At 72.7% G+C, this 15,227-nt stretch carries 15 protein-coding genes; 8 read left to right on the top strand and 7 right to left on the bottom strand.

Going from position 1 to position 15,227, the window contains the following annotated elements; genetic code table 11:
- The first annotated feature begins 8 nt into the window (after nt 1-8).
- Both HAV39_RS37110 and HAV39_RS37115 read left to right on the top strand, forming a co-directional pair.
- Entirely contained in the window at nt 9-956 is a 948-nt protein-coding gene (locus tag HAV39_RS37110; protein ID WP_373311669.1) for an ABC transporter ATP-binding protein, read from the top strand.
- An 11-nt stretch (nt 957-967) separates the two neighbouring features.
- Nucleotides 968-1,681 carry an ABC transporter permease gene (locus HAV39_RS37115; RefSeq protein ID WP_120315335.1) on the top strand — a complete coding sequence of 238 codons (714 nt, stop codon included), beginning with the start codon at nt 968-970 and terminating at the stop codon, nt 1,679-1,681.
- A 76-nt stretch (nt 1,682-1,757) separates the two neighbouring features.
- On the opposite strand, the gene HAV39_RS37120 is transcribed toward HAV39_RS37115, so the two are convergent.
- A complete protein-coding gene (locus tag HAV39_RS37120) occupies nt 1,758-2,165 on the bottom strand; it encodes a VOC family protein (RefSeq protein ID WP_191843832.1) in 408 nt (135 codons plus the stop codon).
- Nucleotides 2,166-2,335: 170 nt separating this feature from the next.
- Here HAV39_RS37120 and HAV39_RS37125 point away from each other — a divergent pair, with 170 nt between their 5' ends.
- Together HAV39_RS37125 and HAV39_RS37130 are read left to right on the top strand one after the other, a co-directional pair.
- The gene (locus HAV39_RS37125; protein ID WP_191843833.1) at nt 2,336-3,859 is read left to right on the top strand and encodes an alkaline phosphatase D family protein; all 1,524 of its coding nucleotides are present in this window, start codon (nt 2,336-2,338) and stop codon (nt 3,857-3,859) included.
- A 9-nt stretch (nt 3,860-3,868) separates the two neighbouring features.
- Nucleotides 3,869-5,236: a hypothetical protein gene (locus tag HAV39_RS37130; protein WP_239120395.1), complete on the top strand. Its 1,368-nt coding sequence runs from the start codon at nt 3,869-3,871 to the stop codon at nt 5,234-5,236.
- 27 nt (nt 5,237-5,263) lie between these two features.
- On the opposite strand, the gene HAV39_RS37135 is transcribed toward HAV39_RS37130, so the two are convergent.
- Nucleotides 5,264-5,803 carry a hypothetical protein gene (locus tag HAV39_RS37135; protein WP_191843834.1) on the bottom strand — a complete coding sequence of 180 codons (540 nt, stop codon included), beginning with the start codon at nt 5,801-5,803 and terminating at the stop codon, nt 5,264-5,266.
- A 167-nt stretch (nt 5,804-5,970) separates the two neighbouring features.
- Between HAV39_RS37135 and HAV39_RS37140 the strand changes: the two genes are divergently transcribed.
- Genes HAV39_RS37140 through HAV39_RS37150 form a run of 3 tightly spaced genes read left to right on the top strand, consistent with a single transcriptional unit; the run spans nt 5,971 to nt 8,336 of the window.
- Nucleotides 5,971-6,789, top strand: coding sequence for an HAD family hydrolase (locus HAV39_RS37140; protein ID WP_191843835.1), 819 nt, complete (start codon nt 5,971-5,973; stop codon nt 6,787-6,789).
- 40 nt (nt 6,790-6,829) lie between these two features.
- Nucleotides 6,830-7,150, top strand: coding sequence for a hypothetical protein (locus HAV39_RS37145; RefSeq protein ID WP_191843836.1), 321 nt, complete (start codon nt 6,830-6,832; stop codon nt 7,148-7,150).
- Between the two features lie 25 nt (nt 7,151-7,175).
- The gene (locus HAV39_RS37150; protein ID WP_239120394.1) at nt 7,176-8,336 is read left to right on the top strand and encodes a DUF6745 domain-containing protein; all 1,161 of its coding nucleotides are present in this window, start codon (nt 7,176-7,178) and stop codon (nt 8,334-8,336) included.
- On the opposite strand, the gene HAV39_RS37155 is transcribed toward HAV39_RS37150, so the two are convergent.
- The 5 genes from HAV39_RS37155 to HAV39_RS37175 all read right to left on the bottom strand — a co-directional run bounded on the left by HAV39_RS37155 (nt 8,299) and on the right by HAV39_RS37175 (nt 13,514).
- The gene (locus HAV39_RS37155) at nt 8,299-9,213 is read right to left on the bottom strand and encodes an STM4011 family radical SAM protein (RefSeq protein WP_191843837.1); all 915 of its coding nucleotides are present in this window, start codon (nt 9,211-9,213) and stop codon (nt 8,299-8,301) included. The two genes, HAV39_RS37150 and HAV39_RS37155, sit on opposite strands and share 38 nt — an antisense overlap.
- Nucleotides 9,210-10,589 carry an STM4012 family radical SAM protein gene (locus HAV39_RS37160; protein WP_244958917.1) on the bottom strand — a complete coding sequence of 460 codons (1,380 nt, stop codon included), beginning with the start codon at nt 10,587-10,589 and terminating at the stop codon, nt 9,210-9,212. The genes HAV39_RS37155 and HAV39_RS37160 overlap by 4 nt, the downstream gene beginning before the upstream one ends.
- A complete protein-coding gene (locus HAV39_RS37165; protein WP_239120393.1) occupies nt 10,586-11,401 on the bottom strand; it encodes an STM4013/SEN3800 family hydrolase in 816 nt (271 codons plus the stop codon). Before HAV39_RS37165 ends, HAV39_RS37160 begins: the two co-directional genes overlap by 4 nt.
- A gap of 112 nt (nt 11,402-11,513) precedes the next feature.
- Nucleotides 11,514-12,590: an STM4014 family protein gene (locus HAV39_RS37170; protein WP_191843838.1), complete on the bottom strand. Its 1,077-nt coding sequence runs from the start codon at nt 12,588-12,590 to the stop codon at nt 11,514-11,516.
- Nucleotides 12,591-13,514: an STM4015 family protein gene (locus HAV39_RS37175; protein WP_191843839.1), complete on the bottom strand. Its 924-nt coding sequence runs from the start codon at nt 13,512-13,514 to the stop codon at nt 12,591-12,593.
- 296 nt (nt 13,515-13,810) lie between these two features.
- On the opposite strand from HAV39_RS37175, the gene HAV39_RS37180 reads away from it, so the two are divergent.
- Nucleotides 13,811-15,208: a glycosyl hydrolase family 18 protein gene (locus HAV39_RS37180; RefSeq protein WP_191843840.1), complete on the top strand. Its 1,398-nt coding sequence runs from the start codon at nt 13,811-13,813 to the stop codon at nt 15,206-15,208.
- Nucleotides 15,209-15,227: the final 19 nt, after the last annotated feature.

Here is a 15,227-nt window from a genome sequence, read left to right on the forward strand (position 1 = left end):
GCAACGAAGTGGAGCACCGCAAGCCGCGAACGAAAGGCAGCACTGTGAGCGACCTCGACCTGCGCGGGGTGTCCCGCTGGTACGGCAACGTCGTCGCCGTCAACGACGTGACGATGACCCTCGGGCCGGGCGTGACCGGCCTGCTCGGCCCGAACGGCGCGGGCAAGACGACCCTGCTGCACATGATGGCGGGCTTCCTCGCCCCGTCCCGCGGCGAGGTGCTGATCGACGGCGACGCCACCTGGCGCAACCCCGCGATCTACCGCAAGCTCGGCCTGGTCAACGAGCGCGAGGCGGTGTACGGCTTCCTGTCCGGCAAGGAGTACGTCCGGGCCAGCGCGAAGCTGCACGGGCTGCCCGACGCCGACGCGGCGACCCGGCGCGCGATCGAGCTGGTCGAGATGGCCGACGCGCAGGACCGCCGGATGGACACCTACTCCAAGGGCATGCGCCAGCGGATGCGGGTGGCCGCGGCGCTGGTGCACGACCCGGCGGTGCTGCTGCTCGACGAGCCGTTCAACGGCATGGACCCGCGCCAGCGCATGCACATGATGGACCTGCTGCACCGGCTCGGCGCGCAGGGCCGCACCGTGCTGTTCAGCTCGCACATCCTGGAGGAGGTCGAGCAGGTCTCCGGCACCGTGCAGGTGATCGTCGCGGGCCGGCTGGCCGCCTCCGGCGACTACCGGACCATCCGCCGCCTGATGACGCACCGCCCGCACGTGTTCGCGATCCGCTCCAGCGACGACCGGCGGCTCGCCGTCGCGCTGATGGCCTCGGACTCCGTGGCCGGCGTGACGCTGGGCAAGGACGGCCTGACCGTGCACGCCGGCGACTACGGCACGTTCACCCGGGCGCTGCCGCGCATCGCCCTGGACGAGGGGGTTCGGGTGCGCCAGCTCATCCCCTCGGACGAGTCGCTGGAAAGCGTCTTCTCCTACCTGGTCTCGGCATAGGGAGCACCGCGATGAACATGACCATTGCCTGGATCACCGCCCGCGGCCTGCTCGGCCGCCGCCGGTCCTGGCTGCTGCTGCCCATGCCGCTCATCCTGATCGGCGTCACCGCGGTCGGGCTGGGCTTCGACGCCCCGGCCGCAGACCTCATCGACGGTGTCCTGATCGGGCTCGGGGTCGCCGTGATCCTGCCGCTGGTGTCGCTGATCGTCGGCACCGGCGTGCTCGGCTCGGAGATCGACGACGGCACCGTGGTGCACATCCTCACCAAGCCCATCCCGCGCAGCCGGATCATCCTGGCCAAGCTGGTGGTGGCCGCGACGGTGAGCGCAGTGACGATCGCGGTGCCGATGTTCGTCGCGGCCACCATGATCGGCGGCGCCGAGCTGGGGCTCGGGTTCGCGCTGGCCTGCGTGGCCGGTGCGATCGCGTACAGCGCGCTGTTCCTGGCGCTGAGCGTGGTGACCCGGCGGCCGGTGCTGGTCGGCCTGCTCTACGTGGTGATCTGGGAGGGCCTGCTGAGCAACCTGGTGGCGGGCACCCGCACCGTGTCGGTGCAGCACTTCGTCATCAAGTTCGCCGCCGAGCTGTCCGGGTCGCAGCTGTTCACGACCACGGTCTCCACGGCCGTCGCGGCCGTCATGACGGTCGTCTTCACGGTGCTGGGCACCTGGCTGGCCACGCAGCGGCTGCGCTCGTTCTCGGTCGCGGGCGAGACCAGCTGACCTGGTGACGACACAGGCCGACCGGGCGAGCTCGCCCGGTCGGCCTGTGTCGTTGCGGGACGCCGCAGAGGCGGGTTCAGGAGCCCGCGATGTTGACCATCCAGTTGATGCCGAAGCGGTCCTTCAGGGCGCCGAACTCGTCGCCCCACATCTGCTTCTCCAGCGGCACGCCGACGGTGCCGCCCTCGGACAGCTTCTCCCAGTAGCCGCGCAGCCTGTCGCCGTCGTCGCCGCTGAGGCTGACCGTGATGTTGTCGCCGGGGTGGTAGGCCATGCCGGGCGGGGTGTCCGAGGCCATCAGGGTGTAGCCGGCGTCGGACTCCAGCTGCGCGTGCATGATCTGGTCGGCGTACGGCGCGTCCTTGTCGCCGAACTCGCCGAACGTGCTCATCGTCAGGTTGCCGCCGAGAATGCCCTGGTAGAACTCCATCGCCTCACGGGCGTTGCCGTTGAAGCTGATGTAAGGGTTGAGTCGGGAAGCCATTCGAATCCTCCTTGATCGTCATGGTTCGCGTGGGTCGCGCCCGGTCCACGCTGCATCCTCGCAGAACGGTCGGACATGACGACATGACACGACGGAGTGACGGCCGCCCGTAATCCGTGGTTCAACGGTCCAACGGATCACGTTAATCATCGTCCGTGAATGTCCGGCGCATGAGATCACTCCATCGCCGTACGTTCGTCCTCGGCGGACTCGCGATAGCGGGGACCGCCCTGACCGGCGCGAGCGCCTTCGCCGCCGCCCCGTACCCGTTCAAGCTCGGCGTGGCCTCGGGCGACCCCGAGTCCGACAACGTCGTGCTGTGGACCCGCCTGGCCCCGACCCCGCTCAACGCCGACGGGCAGGGCGGCATGGCCAACGCCGACGTCGTCGTCGACTGGCAGGTCTCCACCAGCGGCTCGTTCAGCACGCTGGCCGCCTCCGGACAGGTCACCGCGCGCTACGCCGACGCGCACTCGGTGCACGTGATCGCGGGCGGGCTGGCCGCCGACGCGGACTACTACTACCGGTTCCGGGCGCAGGGCCACATCTCGCCGGTCGGGCGCACCCGCACCGCCCCAGCCCCGACCACGTTCGGCCGCGACCTGGTGATGGCGTTCGCGTCCTGTTCGAACTGGCAGGCCGGCTACTTCACCGCGTACCGCCGCCTGGCCGAGGACAACCCCGGCCTGGTGCTGCACCTGGGCGACTACATCTACGAGGGCGGCGCGACGGCCGGCTCGGTGCGCGAGCACGCGGGCGCCGAGATCGTCTCGCTGGCCGACTACCGCCGCCGGTACGCCCTCTACAAGTCCGACCCCGACCTGCAGGCCGCGCACGCCGCCGCACCCTGGCTGGTGGTGCCCGACGACCACGAGGTCGAGAACAACTACGCCACCAACGTGCGCGCCGACAGCTCCCCCGCGCTGACCGCCGCGCAGTGGACCGCCCGCCGCACCGCCGCGTACAAGGCCTACTACGAGAACATGCCGCTGCGCCCGGCCCAGACGCCCAACGGCAACAGCATCCCGCTGTACCGCCGCATCCGCTGGGGCAGGCTGGCCACCTTCCACATGCTCGACACCCGCCAGTTCCGCGACGACCAGGCCTGCGGCGACGGCTGGAAGGTGTGCGCCGACGCCGACCTGCCCGCCCGCAGCCTCACCGGCCCGGCGCAGGAGGCGTGGCTGCTCGACGGCCTCGCCCAGCACCACGCCACCTGGGATGTATTGGGCCAGCAGGTGTTCTTCGCCCGCCAGTTCGACGCGGCCGGAGCCGCCAGCATGGACGCCTGGGACGGCTACCGCGGCTCGCGCGCCCGCATCCAGCAGGGCTGGCGCGACCGCGCCGTGCGCAACCCGCTGGTGCTCACCGGTGACGTGCACAAGTCCTGGGCCAACGAGCTCAAGGCCGACTACGCCAACCCGAACTCGGCGACCATCGGCACCGAGCTGGTCTGCACCTCGATCAGCTCCGGCGGTGACGGCAGCGCCACCACGACCATCCCGAACGCCGCCACCAACCCGCACCTGAAGTTCTACGCCGACCGGCGCGGCTACGTGCGCACCACCATCAGCCAGGCGCAGGTGCGCGCCGACTTCCGCGCGGTCGGCGCGGTCACCGAGCACGGGGCCGCGGTGTCCACGCTGCGCTCGTACGTCATCCAGGACGGCCTGCCCGGCCTGCAGCAGGTCTAGGAGATCCACATGAAAGCCCTCACCACCCTGGCCCTGTCCGCGACCGCGGCGCTGTTCGCGGCTGCCGCCGCCACCCCGGCGGCAGCCGCCCCGGCCCCGGGCACAACCGCCGCATCGGCGAGCGTGGCCGGGGCGGCCGGTGCGCCGTCGGCGTCGCCGGTGTTCGCCGCACGCGCCATGGCCGCGCTGACGCCCACCTCGGTCACCTGGACCACTGCCAACAGCACTGCCACCGGTGACCAGGACGTCTCGGCCGTCGCCACGAACCGGTCCGGCCACGTCGCCGTCGTCTGGGAGGACGACCGCGACAGCACCGGGCCCGAGGACGCCGCCCACTCCGAGATCTTCCTGCGGCTGTTCCGCGACGGCGTCGCCGTGTACGAGCTGAAGCTCTCCGCGGGCGGCACCACCGGCACCGCCTGGCGGCACCTGTCGCCCGACGTCGGCCTCGACGACAAGGGCAACGCCGTGGTGGTCTGGGCCGACGACCCGGACGGCAACGGCTTCTACAACATCCCCTACCGGGTGGTCTCCCCGACCGGCACGGTGCTGGGCTCCGGCAACGCCAACGCGTCCGCCACCGGCCAGCAGATACAGCCCGCGGTCGCGGTCGACCCCGACGGCACCCCGAGCAGCCCGAGCGCGGTGGCGTTCACCGTGGTCTGGGAGGACATCCAGGACCCGAGCCCGGCCACGGTCAAGGCCGCCGGGTTCACCAGCGTGACCACCAAGGCGTACGAGGTGACCGCGAGCCAGACCACCGGCGCACACCACCGGCCCGACGTCGCGGTGTCCGCCGCCGGCGACGCGACCGTCGTGTGGAACGAGGACGGCGACGGCAACGGCTTCGACAACATCGGGCTGGTCCGGCTGGCCAAGGCCAACGGCGCGGTGACCCTGTCCCGGCGCACCGCCAACGCCACCGCCGACGGCCAGCAGCGCAACGCGTCCGTGGCGGCCAACACGACCGGCGAGTTCACCGTCGCCTGGGAGTCCGACCACACCGGAGCCCCCACGGTCTGGACGCGCTCGTTCACCTCGGCCGGCACCCCGCGCCACGCCGACGTCGAGGTGTCCCCGCAGCCGGGCGCGACCGCGCCCAGCACCGGTATCGACGACCAGGCCAACGTGGTCGTCGGCTGGTCCATCCCGGCGAACGGCCTCGACGTCTGGGCCCGCGGGTTCAACCCCGACGGCACCACCGCCGGCCGCCTGCCCGCCCAGTTCTACTCCGACGTCACCACCGGCCGCCAGGAACAACCCACCGTCGCGGTCTCGCCCTGGGGCGAGATCGCCCTCACCTTCACCGACGACAACGACGGCAACCAGTTCGACCAGATCCGCCTAGGCCTGGGCGCCGCCAACTCCGACTGGTGACCTCACCCCACCCGGGTGATCATGAACCTATGGCACGGCTCGACGGCGTGTCGGCGGCACAACCTCATGGTCACCCGGGCGGTCGGGCCGGGCCCCGCGCAGCACCAGCACCGCGGGGATCACCGCGAGGACCGCGGCCTGGGTCCAGAACAGAGCGTCGAGCAGCAGTTTGAACGGATCGAGGTGCAGCGGCAGGCGCTCGGGGGAGGCGGCGATCTCCTCGATCTCGTCCAGGGTCGCGGCGTCGGCCCCGCTGTCCAGCCACCCCCAGGGGTAGCCGAGCCCGCGGTGGTAGCCGAACATGCAGCAGATGTCCTCGCGTACCACCAGCAGGCTCGCCAGCAGCCCGATCACCGCCAGCACCGCCACCGCGGCCCACACGATCGGGCCGGGGCGCAGGTCGGCCAGCCCGAGCCAGGCCAGCACCGCGCCGGCACAGCCGAGCACCATCCCGAAAACCGTGTAATAGGCGACGCCGACGCTCGTGACCAGGGCGAGCAGCCCGGTCGCCGCACTGGCCACACCGGCGCACAGGAACACGACCATCCGCAGGCCGGACATCGACATGACCCGAGTCTGCCATGGCCGGCCCGCCCGGATCGACGACCCGACCGCCGCCGACCTTCGGGACGATCGTGGTGATCACTCGACTTGCCAGGCAGGTGTGCGAATCTTGACGTCGCTTTCGCCCACCTGCCTGGCAAGTCCGGCGATCATGGCGATAGGGTCCGGCGATGATCCGCGTCGTCGCCGTCGACCTTGACGGCACCCTGCTCCGCTCGGACGGCACCGTCTCGGCCCGCACATCGGCCGCCCTGCGCCGGGCCGACCGGGCCGGTGCGCGAGTCGTCATCTGCACCGCGCGGCCGCCGCGGGAGGTCCACGAGATCGCCGGGACGGCGGGCATCACGGGAGTCGCGGTGTGCTCCAACGGCGCGATCACGTACGACCTGGCCAGCGGCGAGATCGTCATCGTCGGCCCGCTGCCGCTGGAGGTGGCCGAACGGGTCGCGGCCGTGCTCGCCCCGGCCCTGGACGGCGTCGGGTTCGCGGTGGAGACCGGGCACCGGGCGCTGATCGCCCCCGGTTTCGACCACGTCAGCTCGCGCAGCATCGTCCGGGTGCCGGTGGCGAGCCTGGTCGCGCTGTGGGCCGAGGCGGAGAGCTGCGTGAAGCTGCTGGCCTGGTCAGCCGCCCCGGTCACCGACGTGCTGATGACGCGGCTGCAGGCGCTCGTGCCGGACGTGACGGTCACCTACTCCGGCGGCCGGGGCATGCTGGAGATCAGCGCCGCCTCGGTGTCCAAGGCGGACACCCTGGCCCGCCTGTGCGAGGGCTGGGGCGTCGACGCCGCGCAGGTGATCGCGTTCGGGGACATGCCCAACGACGTGCCCGTGCTGCGCTGGGCGGGGATCGGGGTCGCCGTCGCCAACGCCCATCCGCAGGCGCTGGCCGGGGCAGACCGCGTCACGGCCGGCAACGACGAGGACGGAGTCGCCCTGGTGCTGGAGGAGCTGTTCCCCGCGGACGGCGGTGTCGTACCCGCTCGTTAGCGTCACCGCGACATCAACGTCGGCTGTGGAGTGTGGGGATATGTTTCGGCAGGGCGATGTGCTGGTGGTCCCGATCGCGCGCGAGGAGCTGCCCGCCGATCTGATGCCCGCGCCGCGGGACCGGCGCAACCGGATGGTGCTGGCGCTCGGCGAGGCGACCGGCCACGCGCACGTGGTGACCGGCGAGCGGGTGGCGATGCTGTGCCCGCCCGACGACCCGGGCCGGCTGTTCCTGCTGATCGAGGGCTACGGCCGCCTGGTGCACGAGGAGCACGGGCCGATCTCCCTGGCCCCGGGCGCATACCGGGTGGTCCGCCAGCGTGAGTACTTCCCGGGCGCGATCCGCCCGGTCGCGGACTGAGCGCGGCGTGGACGGGAGCACGGAGATGACGGCGACCACGCAGGCCCCGAGCATGAGCGGTGAGCAGCGGCCGAACCGGCGCGAGGCGCGCCGGAACGAGGACATGGCCCTGGCCGCGCGGGCCGAGCGCTGGATGGCGACCGGCCTGAGCACCGAACCCGCCGACCGGGCAGGTGCCGAGGCGGGGGTGCGGATCGCGTACGCCCTGGCGGGACTGCCCGCCCCGCAGCGCATGCTGTGGCTGGACTCGCCCGCGGCGGGCGCGACGGCGGTGGCGATGCTGCGCACCGGGCTCGCGGGCGACGGGAAGGTCCGCGAGGCGCTGGCCGCACAGGGCGTCCGCCCGGGCGACCTCGCACTCGGCCGCAGCGTGCGCCCGCAGGTGCGCACCCGGCCGTGGGCGCAGGCGCGGGCCGCCCTGGCCGAGCAGCGCGGCGCGGTCGGCTTCGCCCGGCACTGGGCCGCCACCGCCCGGCGGCCCTGGCAGCAACTCGTCGACCAGCTCGCGACGCCGCTGCGCACCCGGCTGACGGAGCAGTTCCGCGCCGGCGCCGGCGAGTTCGCCCAGGCGCAGCAGGATGCGCTGCTCGACGTGATCTACGGCCAGCACGACGCGGCGTGGCTGGGCGCGTTCGACAGCCACCCCGACGTGGACGGCCTGGCCCGGGTGGCCGGCAGCGCGGGCTGGTGGTGGGCGTTCGAGCAGGTCGCGATCCTCACCGAACGCCCGCGCGCGGTACACCGGGACAACCTGGGCCGGTTGCACCACGGCGACGGCCCGGCGCTGTCCTACCCGGACGGCTTCGGCCTGCACGCGTGGAGCGGCATGCCGATGCCCGCGGAGATCGCCGCCGAGCTGCCGACGCTGACCGTCGAGCGGATCCGCCGCGAGTCCAATGCCGAGATGCGCCGGGTGATGCTGGAACACTTCGGGTTCGACCGCTACCTGCGCGATTCCGGGGCGGTCGCGACGCAGTCCGATACCTTCGGCAAGCTGTGGCGGGTCGAGCTGCCCGGCGACGAGCCGCTGGTGATGGTGGAGGTGGTCAACGCCACCGCCGAGCCCGACGGCAGCTTCCGGACCTACTTCCTGCGCGTGCCGCCCGACATGCAGACCGCCCGGCAGGGCGTGGCCTGGTCGTTCGGCCTCAGGTCGCGGGAGTACCAGCCCGAGCAGCAGACCTGAGCACCGAGGCCGGCACACCCCAGGTCGGCGGAGGCCCGGCGGGGATGCGTTCGGGCACCCCGCCGGCGAAGACCTGGTGCAGACCGAGGCGCTTGAGGTGCACGTACCCGATGTGGCAGTCGCAGGTGGCCTTGCCGCACGGGCGGGGCCGCAGCGCGGCGCGGTAGCTGCCGTCGTAGAGGTTGCCCAGCGGCTCGGGCAGGAAATGGCAGCGCCGCACCGTGCCGTCGCCGAGCACCGACAGCGACGTCTCCCCCGCGCCGCACTCGTGCCCGGCGGAGACGTGCGGGCGCACGCTGTATCCGAACAGCGGGTCGACCGCCGTCCACGCCGCCTCGGCGGGCGCGTCGTAGGCGTGCCCGTCGGCGGCGTTGATCCACAGATACGTCGACTCGGGCAGCTCGTCCCGCAGCGCGACCGCCTCGGCGTGGTGCTCCGGCAAACCGACCATGCCGACCGAATGCCTGATTCCGTGCCCGCGCAGCGTCGCGCAGGCGGCGAGGAAACGCTCGCGGCTGACCTGGCCCGGATGGTAGGTGGCCCATAGCGCGAGCCGGGCCGGGTCGGCGTCGGCGACCCAGCCCAGCCGCCCGGCCAGGTTGGTCTGGATGGCGACCTTCGCCACGTGCGGCAGGTGCGACAGCCGCACCAGCGCGTCGCGATACCAGGATCGGGTCAGCCCCTCGCCCCACGGCGTGAACAGCACCGACAGCGTGTCCCCGGCGGGGTTGGCGGTCACCCAGTCGGTGAACCGGGCCAGTGCGGCCCGGTCCGCGGCCAGCTGCGCCCGGCTGTCGCGCCGCTTCGCGAACGGGCAGTACGGGCAGTCGAAGTTGCAGCTGGCCAGCGGGCCGCGATACAGCAGCAGCAGGTTCACCGCAGCACCGCCCGCGCCATCGCCGCCCGCACCGGCCCCGACACCAGCCACGGCCCGACCGCGTCGCCGTGCGCCAGGCCCTCGTCGGTCAGCGCCAGCCGCTCGCCGTCGCCGACCGCCCAGCCGCGTGCGGCCAGCTCGGCCAGGTGCGGGAAGTCGGAGTCCACCGTGGACCCGAACCGCTTCGCGTAGCCGGGCAGGTCGACGCCCTCGGCCCGCAGCAGCGACTTCACCAGCCAGCGCAGCCGCTGCTCGCCCCCGTCGAGCGTGAACCCGAACTCGGCGCGGGCGAAATCGTGCGCGGGCCGGGACAGGTAGTCGTCGATGATGGCGCGCACCTCGCGCACGCTCACCGCGTAGTCGAACGAGTAGTGCAGGTCGGCGGTGTAGGACCGGGCCCCGCAGCCGACGCCGACCATGCCGTCGTCCTGGCAGCAGTAGTCGGCGCCGTCGGGGTCGGGCACGTCGGCGCGGCGGAACTGGCGCATGGACAGCTGCCGGTAGCCGGCCTCGCGCAGCAGGTCACGGCCGTGCCGGTAGAGGTCGAGGCGCTGGGCGTCCCATGGCGCGTCGCGGTCCGGCGCGGGCGCCGGATCGTGATCCGGCACGGCGGCGACCGGGCCGGACGGCGGCAGCAGGCCCTCCCGGCGGCCCAGGCCGGTCAGCGGGCGGACGTACAGCGGATAGAGGTAGATCTCCTCGGGCTGCCAGGTCAGCGCCTCGCGGAGCGAGTAGGTCCAGGTGTCGCGGGTCTGGCCGGGGATGCCGTAGATCAGGTCGACGTTCAGCAGCGGGAACGCCGCGTCGCGCAGCGCGGTCAGGGCCCGGTCGACCTCGGCGCGGCGCTGCGGCCGCCCCGCGACGTGCGCCTCGCTGTCCAGGAAGCTCTGCACGCCCATGCTGACCCGGTGGGTGCCGTGCGCGGCGAGCACCGCGAGCCGGTCGGGGGTGGCGGTGGCGGGCGAGGTCTCCACGGACAGCTGCGCCGCGGCCGGGTCCAGGCCGAGCACGCCGGTGGTGATCGCGAACAGCTCGGCCAGCTCGTCGGCGGTCAGGTGGGTGGGGGTGCCGCCGCCGATCGCGGCGCGGGCGTAGCGGGCCGGGCCGAGCGCCGCCGCGACCTGCTCGGCCTGCACCCGCAGCTGCCGCAGGTATGCCCCGACCTGCTCGGCGGGCGGCTGGGCGCGGGTGAACAGGTTGCAGAAACCGCACCGCATCTCGCAGAACGGGATGTGCAGGTAGAGAAAGAGGGCGTCGCGGGGCTGCCCGGCCCACACGTCGCGCAGCTCCGGGCGCGGCCGCAGCGGCCGGTACGCCGTCTTGTGCGGGTACGCGTACAGGTAACCCTGGTACGGCGAACCGTCCAGCACCGTCACCACTCCCCGGGCGACAGTGTGAACTCGGCGTACGGCACCGTCCACACCACGTCGTGCCCGACCCGGTGGCCCTGGTGGCCGTCCTCGCCGTACGCGGTGCCGTGGTCGGCGCAGAGCACCACGAAGCACGGCCGCCGACGCCAGGTGAGCAGCGTGAACAGGCGCGGCAGCAGGGTGTCGACGTAGCGCAGCGCGGCGGCGTGGCTGTCCGGGCCGTCCTGCGCCGCGCCGGGCAGGTAGTGCCGGTTGGGCTGGTGCAGGGCCGAGATGTTGAGGAACGTGAACAGCGGCCGGGCCGCGGGCGCGGCGACCACGCTCTCTTCGAGCTGGTCGAGCTGGTGGCGCAGCGAGTCCGGTTCGGTCACCCCGAACGCGGGCCGCCAGTGGTCCTCGGCGAACAGGTCCGGCAGCACGCTGCCCAGCGGCGAGAGCCGGTTGAAGAAGCCGACCCCGCCCAGGCACAGCGTGTGGTATCCCGCTCGGGCCAGCCCGGTGACCAGGTCGGGCGCGTCGAACACCCAGGTGCCTTCGGCGGTGGTCTCGCTGCCGGGAAAGCGGGCCGCGAACAGCCGCTCGTGGCGTCCCGGGGTCACCGGCGTCGGCAGGAAGCCCGCGAAGAACGCGTGGTGCGCCGCGTACGTGAAGCTGGCCGGGGTGTGCCGCGCCTCCCACTGCCCGCCGGGCAGCACCTGGGCCACGTTCGGCGTACGCCCCGCCGCCGCCTCCCCCGCGGCGACGTCATACCGCAACGTGTCAACCGTGACCAGCGCGATGTCAAACGTCCCCACCATGGACGCCATGTCGACGCTCACGTCGCCTCCCCGCGGCAGGGCCCTGCAGTTTCGGGGAAACTGCAGCAATCCAGGCCAAGATTCGTGCAGTTTCCCCGAAACTGCAGCGGCACAGCGGGGTGGGCGCGAGGGCTCACGCGGACGCTCCGGTGCGGGCGCAGGTGAGGAGGGCGGCGACCTCGGCGTCGTAGGTGTCGCGGCCGTCGACGTGCAGGCCGGGCAGCAGGTCGCCGAACGCGTTGACCTCGGCGACCCCGTGCGAGCGCCAGCCCGCCGCGAACATCAGGTCGACGCCGGTGTGCAGGCTCCCGGGAAAGCAGGCCGCGACGGCCCGGCACGTGTCCAGCCCTTCGGCGTAGTGCCGCCCGGCCGCGGCCCGCAGCGCGCACAGGTCGCCGCGTACGCCGCCCAGGTGCAGGTTCGTCATCGGCGAGCGGCTGCCGCGCACCACCACGTGCGACGGCTCGCCGGCCACGGTCACCACGCGCAGGTCCACGACGCGACCGTCCAGCCCGGCCTTGGGCAGCCAGCGCTGCACCTGCAGCCCGTCCGGGGCCAGCCGGTCCACGATCGCGGCGACGTCGCGCTCGTCGCGGTAGTGCCGCACCCGCAGCGAGTTGAACAGCCGCCCGCCGGACAGCTCCACCGAGGTGGTGGCCAGGATCCGGCCGCCGCTGCCCAGTTGCAGCGCGATCACCCCGGACGCCGAGGAGCCGTGGCACGGCTTCACGAACACCCGCCGCCAGCCGGCCTCGTCCAGCCAGGACCGCAGCTGTGCCCAGCTCGCCGGGGCGCCGGGCAGCGCCGCGGGCACGGGGATGCCCGCCGCGAGCAGGCGGGCGTGGCAGGCCGCCTTGTCGAACATCACCAGGATCTCGGCCGGGTCGGCGAGCAGGTGCGCGCCCTGGTCGCGGGCGGCGTCGGCGACCCGGTCCAGGGCGGCGGCGAAGCCCGTGTACCAGGCACGCCCGCCGACGATCTCGCCCGGTTCGGCCGCCGCGGCGGCACCGCGCAGCAGCCGGTCCACCTCGGCGTCCTCGCCCGGGGACTCGACGCGCACGGCGGCGCCGGGGCGCAGCCGCAGCGGGACGCCGGACAGCACGTCCCGCCAGGACACGATCTCGGGTTCGGCCAGCCCGGCGCGCACCGCCGCGGCCGCGAACAGGGTGACGCGGCGGCTGCCGGGATTGCCGACGACGGTGACGTGCATCTACTCGGACACCGCGATGTAGCGGTCGGACCAGTCGCGCTCGTCGGCCCCGGACACGTCCAGCTCCACGCCGGCCGCGCCGAGTTCGGCGGTCAGCCGCTCCAGCACCGGTGCGCTGATGAAGTGATGGTGCAGGTCCAGTTTGCGCAGGTGGGTGAGCGGCTGGCCGGCCAGCAGCGCGGCCGCGCCCTCGTCGCTGAGCATGCCCAGGGACAGGTCCAGCTCCCGCAGCCGGGCCACCACCGGCGCGCCCGCCAGCGCCACCGCGACCAGGTCGGCGATCTCGGCGTCGCGCAGGCCCAGCGAGGTGAGCGCGGGCAGCCGGGTGCCCGCGAGGATCGGGGCGAGGTCGTCGACGTCGGCGTCGCCGCCGTAGTTCTCGGTGCCGAGCCACAGCTCCAGGTGGGTCAGCGCGGGCAGGTCGCACTCGGCGACGGCGCGCACGACGTCGGCGGGCAGGCCGCCGGACTCGATGGTCAGCTCGCGCAGCGACGGGTGCCGCAGCGGCTTGAGGCTCAGGTCGGTGGCCCCCCGCACGGTCAGCACTTCGAGCCCCGGCAGCGCCTCCAGCAGCGGGGTGATGTCGGAGTGCTGGATCCAGGAGATCTCACACTCCTCGTAGGTCATCTCGCCGAGGAACAGCGCCCGCAGCCGGGTGAACCGCGGCAGCACGGTGGCGAGCAGGCCGATCGGCGGTGCGCTCTCGTAGGCGCCGCCCCAGTTGCCGATGACCAGGGCGGTGACCTGGTTGGCCCAGTCCTCGGCGGCCAGCGCCTCCAGCCGCTCCTGGAACTGCCCGCTGTTGTCGTAGTCCGGGTCCTCCAGTCGCCACGCGGTGCCCGCGCGCGACGCCTTGCCCAGGTCGGCGGGATATTCCGCGACAGGTCGGCCGGCGAACGTCGTGATGTGGGAGCCGATCGTCATGCGCTGCCTCCGCCGGGCCGCATCGGGTCAGGGACGAGGGACAGTAACACCCGCCGCCGACGCTTCCGCCAGGCGCGGGCCCGCATTCATTGCATTAGATAGTTAAGTTTACTAAACTTCATCCGCACCACTCGGAGCGAGCCGCTTCCTCGTCCGAAACCGCACCTAGCCGGACCGTCGCGTGCCCCCGGCCGCCGCCTGCCCAGGCCGCACCGGGGAGGGGCGCACCCGCCAGCCGGTCAGTCGATGTGCCGTGACGATGCGCCGCCACGGCACCGGACACCGAAGGGATCCCCATGTCCGACATCCCCGCATCCCGCCGAGCCCGCTGGGCCGCGGCCGGCATCGCCCTGGCCACCGCGGCCGTCGGCGTCGCCGTCGCGCTCGCCCCGGCGACGGCCCAGGCGGTCGTGCTGCCCAACGGCTTCAAGAGCGTCGGCTACATGCCCTCGTGGGCAGGCGACGTCAACGCCGTCCAGTACGGCAAGCTGACGCACATCAACTACGCCTTCATCCTGCCCAACTCCAACGGCAGCCTGCAGGGCCTGGACAACCCGTCCAAGCTGTCCTCGCTGGTCTCGCTGGGCCACGCCAACAACACCAAGGTCTCCATCGCCGTCGGCGGCTGGAACGACGGCAACGACCAGGCCTTCGAGGACCTGGCCGCCAACGCCACGGCCCGCACCGCGTTCGTCAACAACCTGGTGAACCTCGTCAACCAGTACAACCTCGACGGCGTCGACATCGACTGGGAATACCCGGACACCACCGCCGAGAGCAACAACTTCACGGCGCTGATGAACCAGCTCAGCACCGCCATGCACACCCGCGGCAAGCTGCTCACCGCCGCCGTGGTGTCCGAGGGCAGCACCGCCAACTTCGTGCAGCCCGCGGTGTTCAGCGCGGTCGACTGGCTGAACATCATGGCGTACGACGGCGGCAGCCCGCACGCCAACTACAACTGGTCGATCAACGCGGTCAACTCGTGGAAGTCCCGCGGCCTGCCCGCGAGCAAGGCCGTGCTGGGCGTGCCGTTCTACAGCCGCCCGACGTACTACACGTACAGCCAGCTCGTCGACATGGACCCGGCCAACGCCAACCGCGACTGCACCACGGTCGGCGGGGTGCAGCAGTGCTACAACGGCCTGCCGACCATCCGCAGCAAGACCGCGTGGGCCAAGGCCAACGCCGGCGGCATCATGAACTGGGAGCTGTCCCAGGACAAGAACGACTCCAGGTCGCTGGTCAGCGCGATCTACGAGGTCGCCATCGGCGGCACCACGCCGCCGTCGTCGCCGCCTCCGGGCGGCCGCACCGGCCGGATCGTCGGCCAGGCCTCCGGCAAGTGTGTCGACGTCGCCGCCGCCGGCACCGCCAACGGCACCGCCATCCAGCTCTACACCTGCAACGGCACCAACGCGCAGACCTGGACCGTCGGCACCGACGGCACCATCCGCGCGCTGGGCAAGTGCATGGACATCACCAGCGGCTCCACCGCCAACGGCGCCCTGATCCAGCTCTGGGACTGCAACGGCTCCGGTGCCCAGGTCTGGCAACCCCAGTCCAACGGCAACCTCCGCAACCCCCAGTCCGCCAAGTGCCTCGACGCCAAGGACCTCGGCACCGCCGACGGCACCCGCCTCCAGATCTGGACCTGCGCCGCCACCGGCAACCAAATCTGGACCCTCCCCTAACCCCCACCCCGCCCCCCAC

Source organism: Catellatospora chokoriensis (genome assembly GCF_011297315.1).
In the GTDB taxonomy this organism is placed as follows: domain Bacteria; phylum Actinomycetota; class Actinomycetes; order Mycobacteriales; family Micromonosporaceae; genus Catellatospora; species Catellatospora citrea.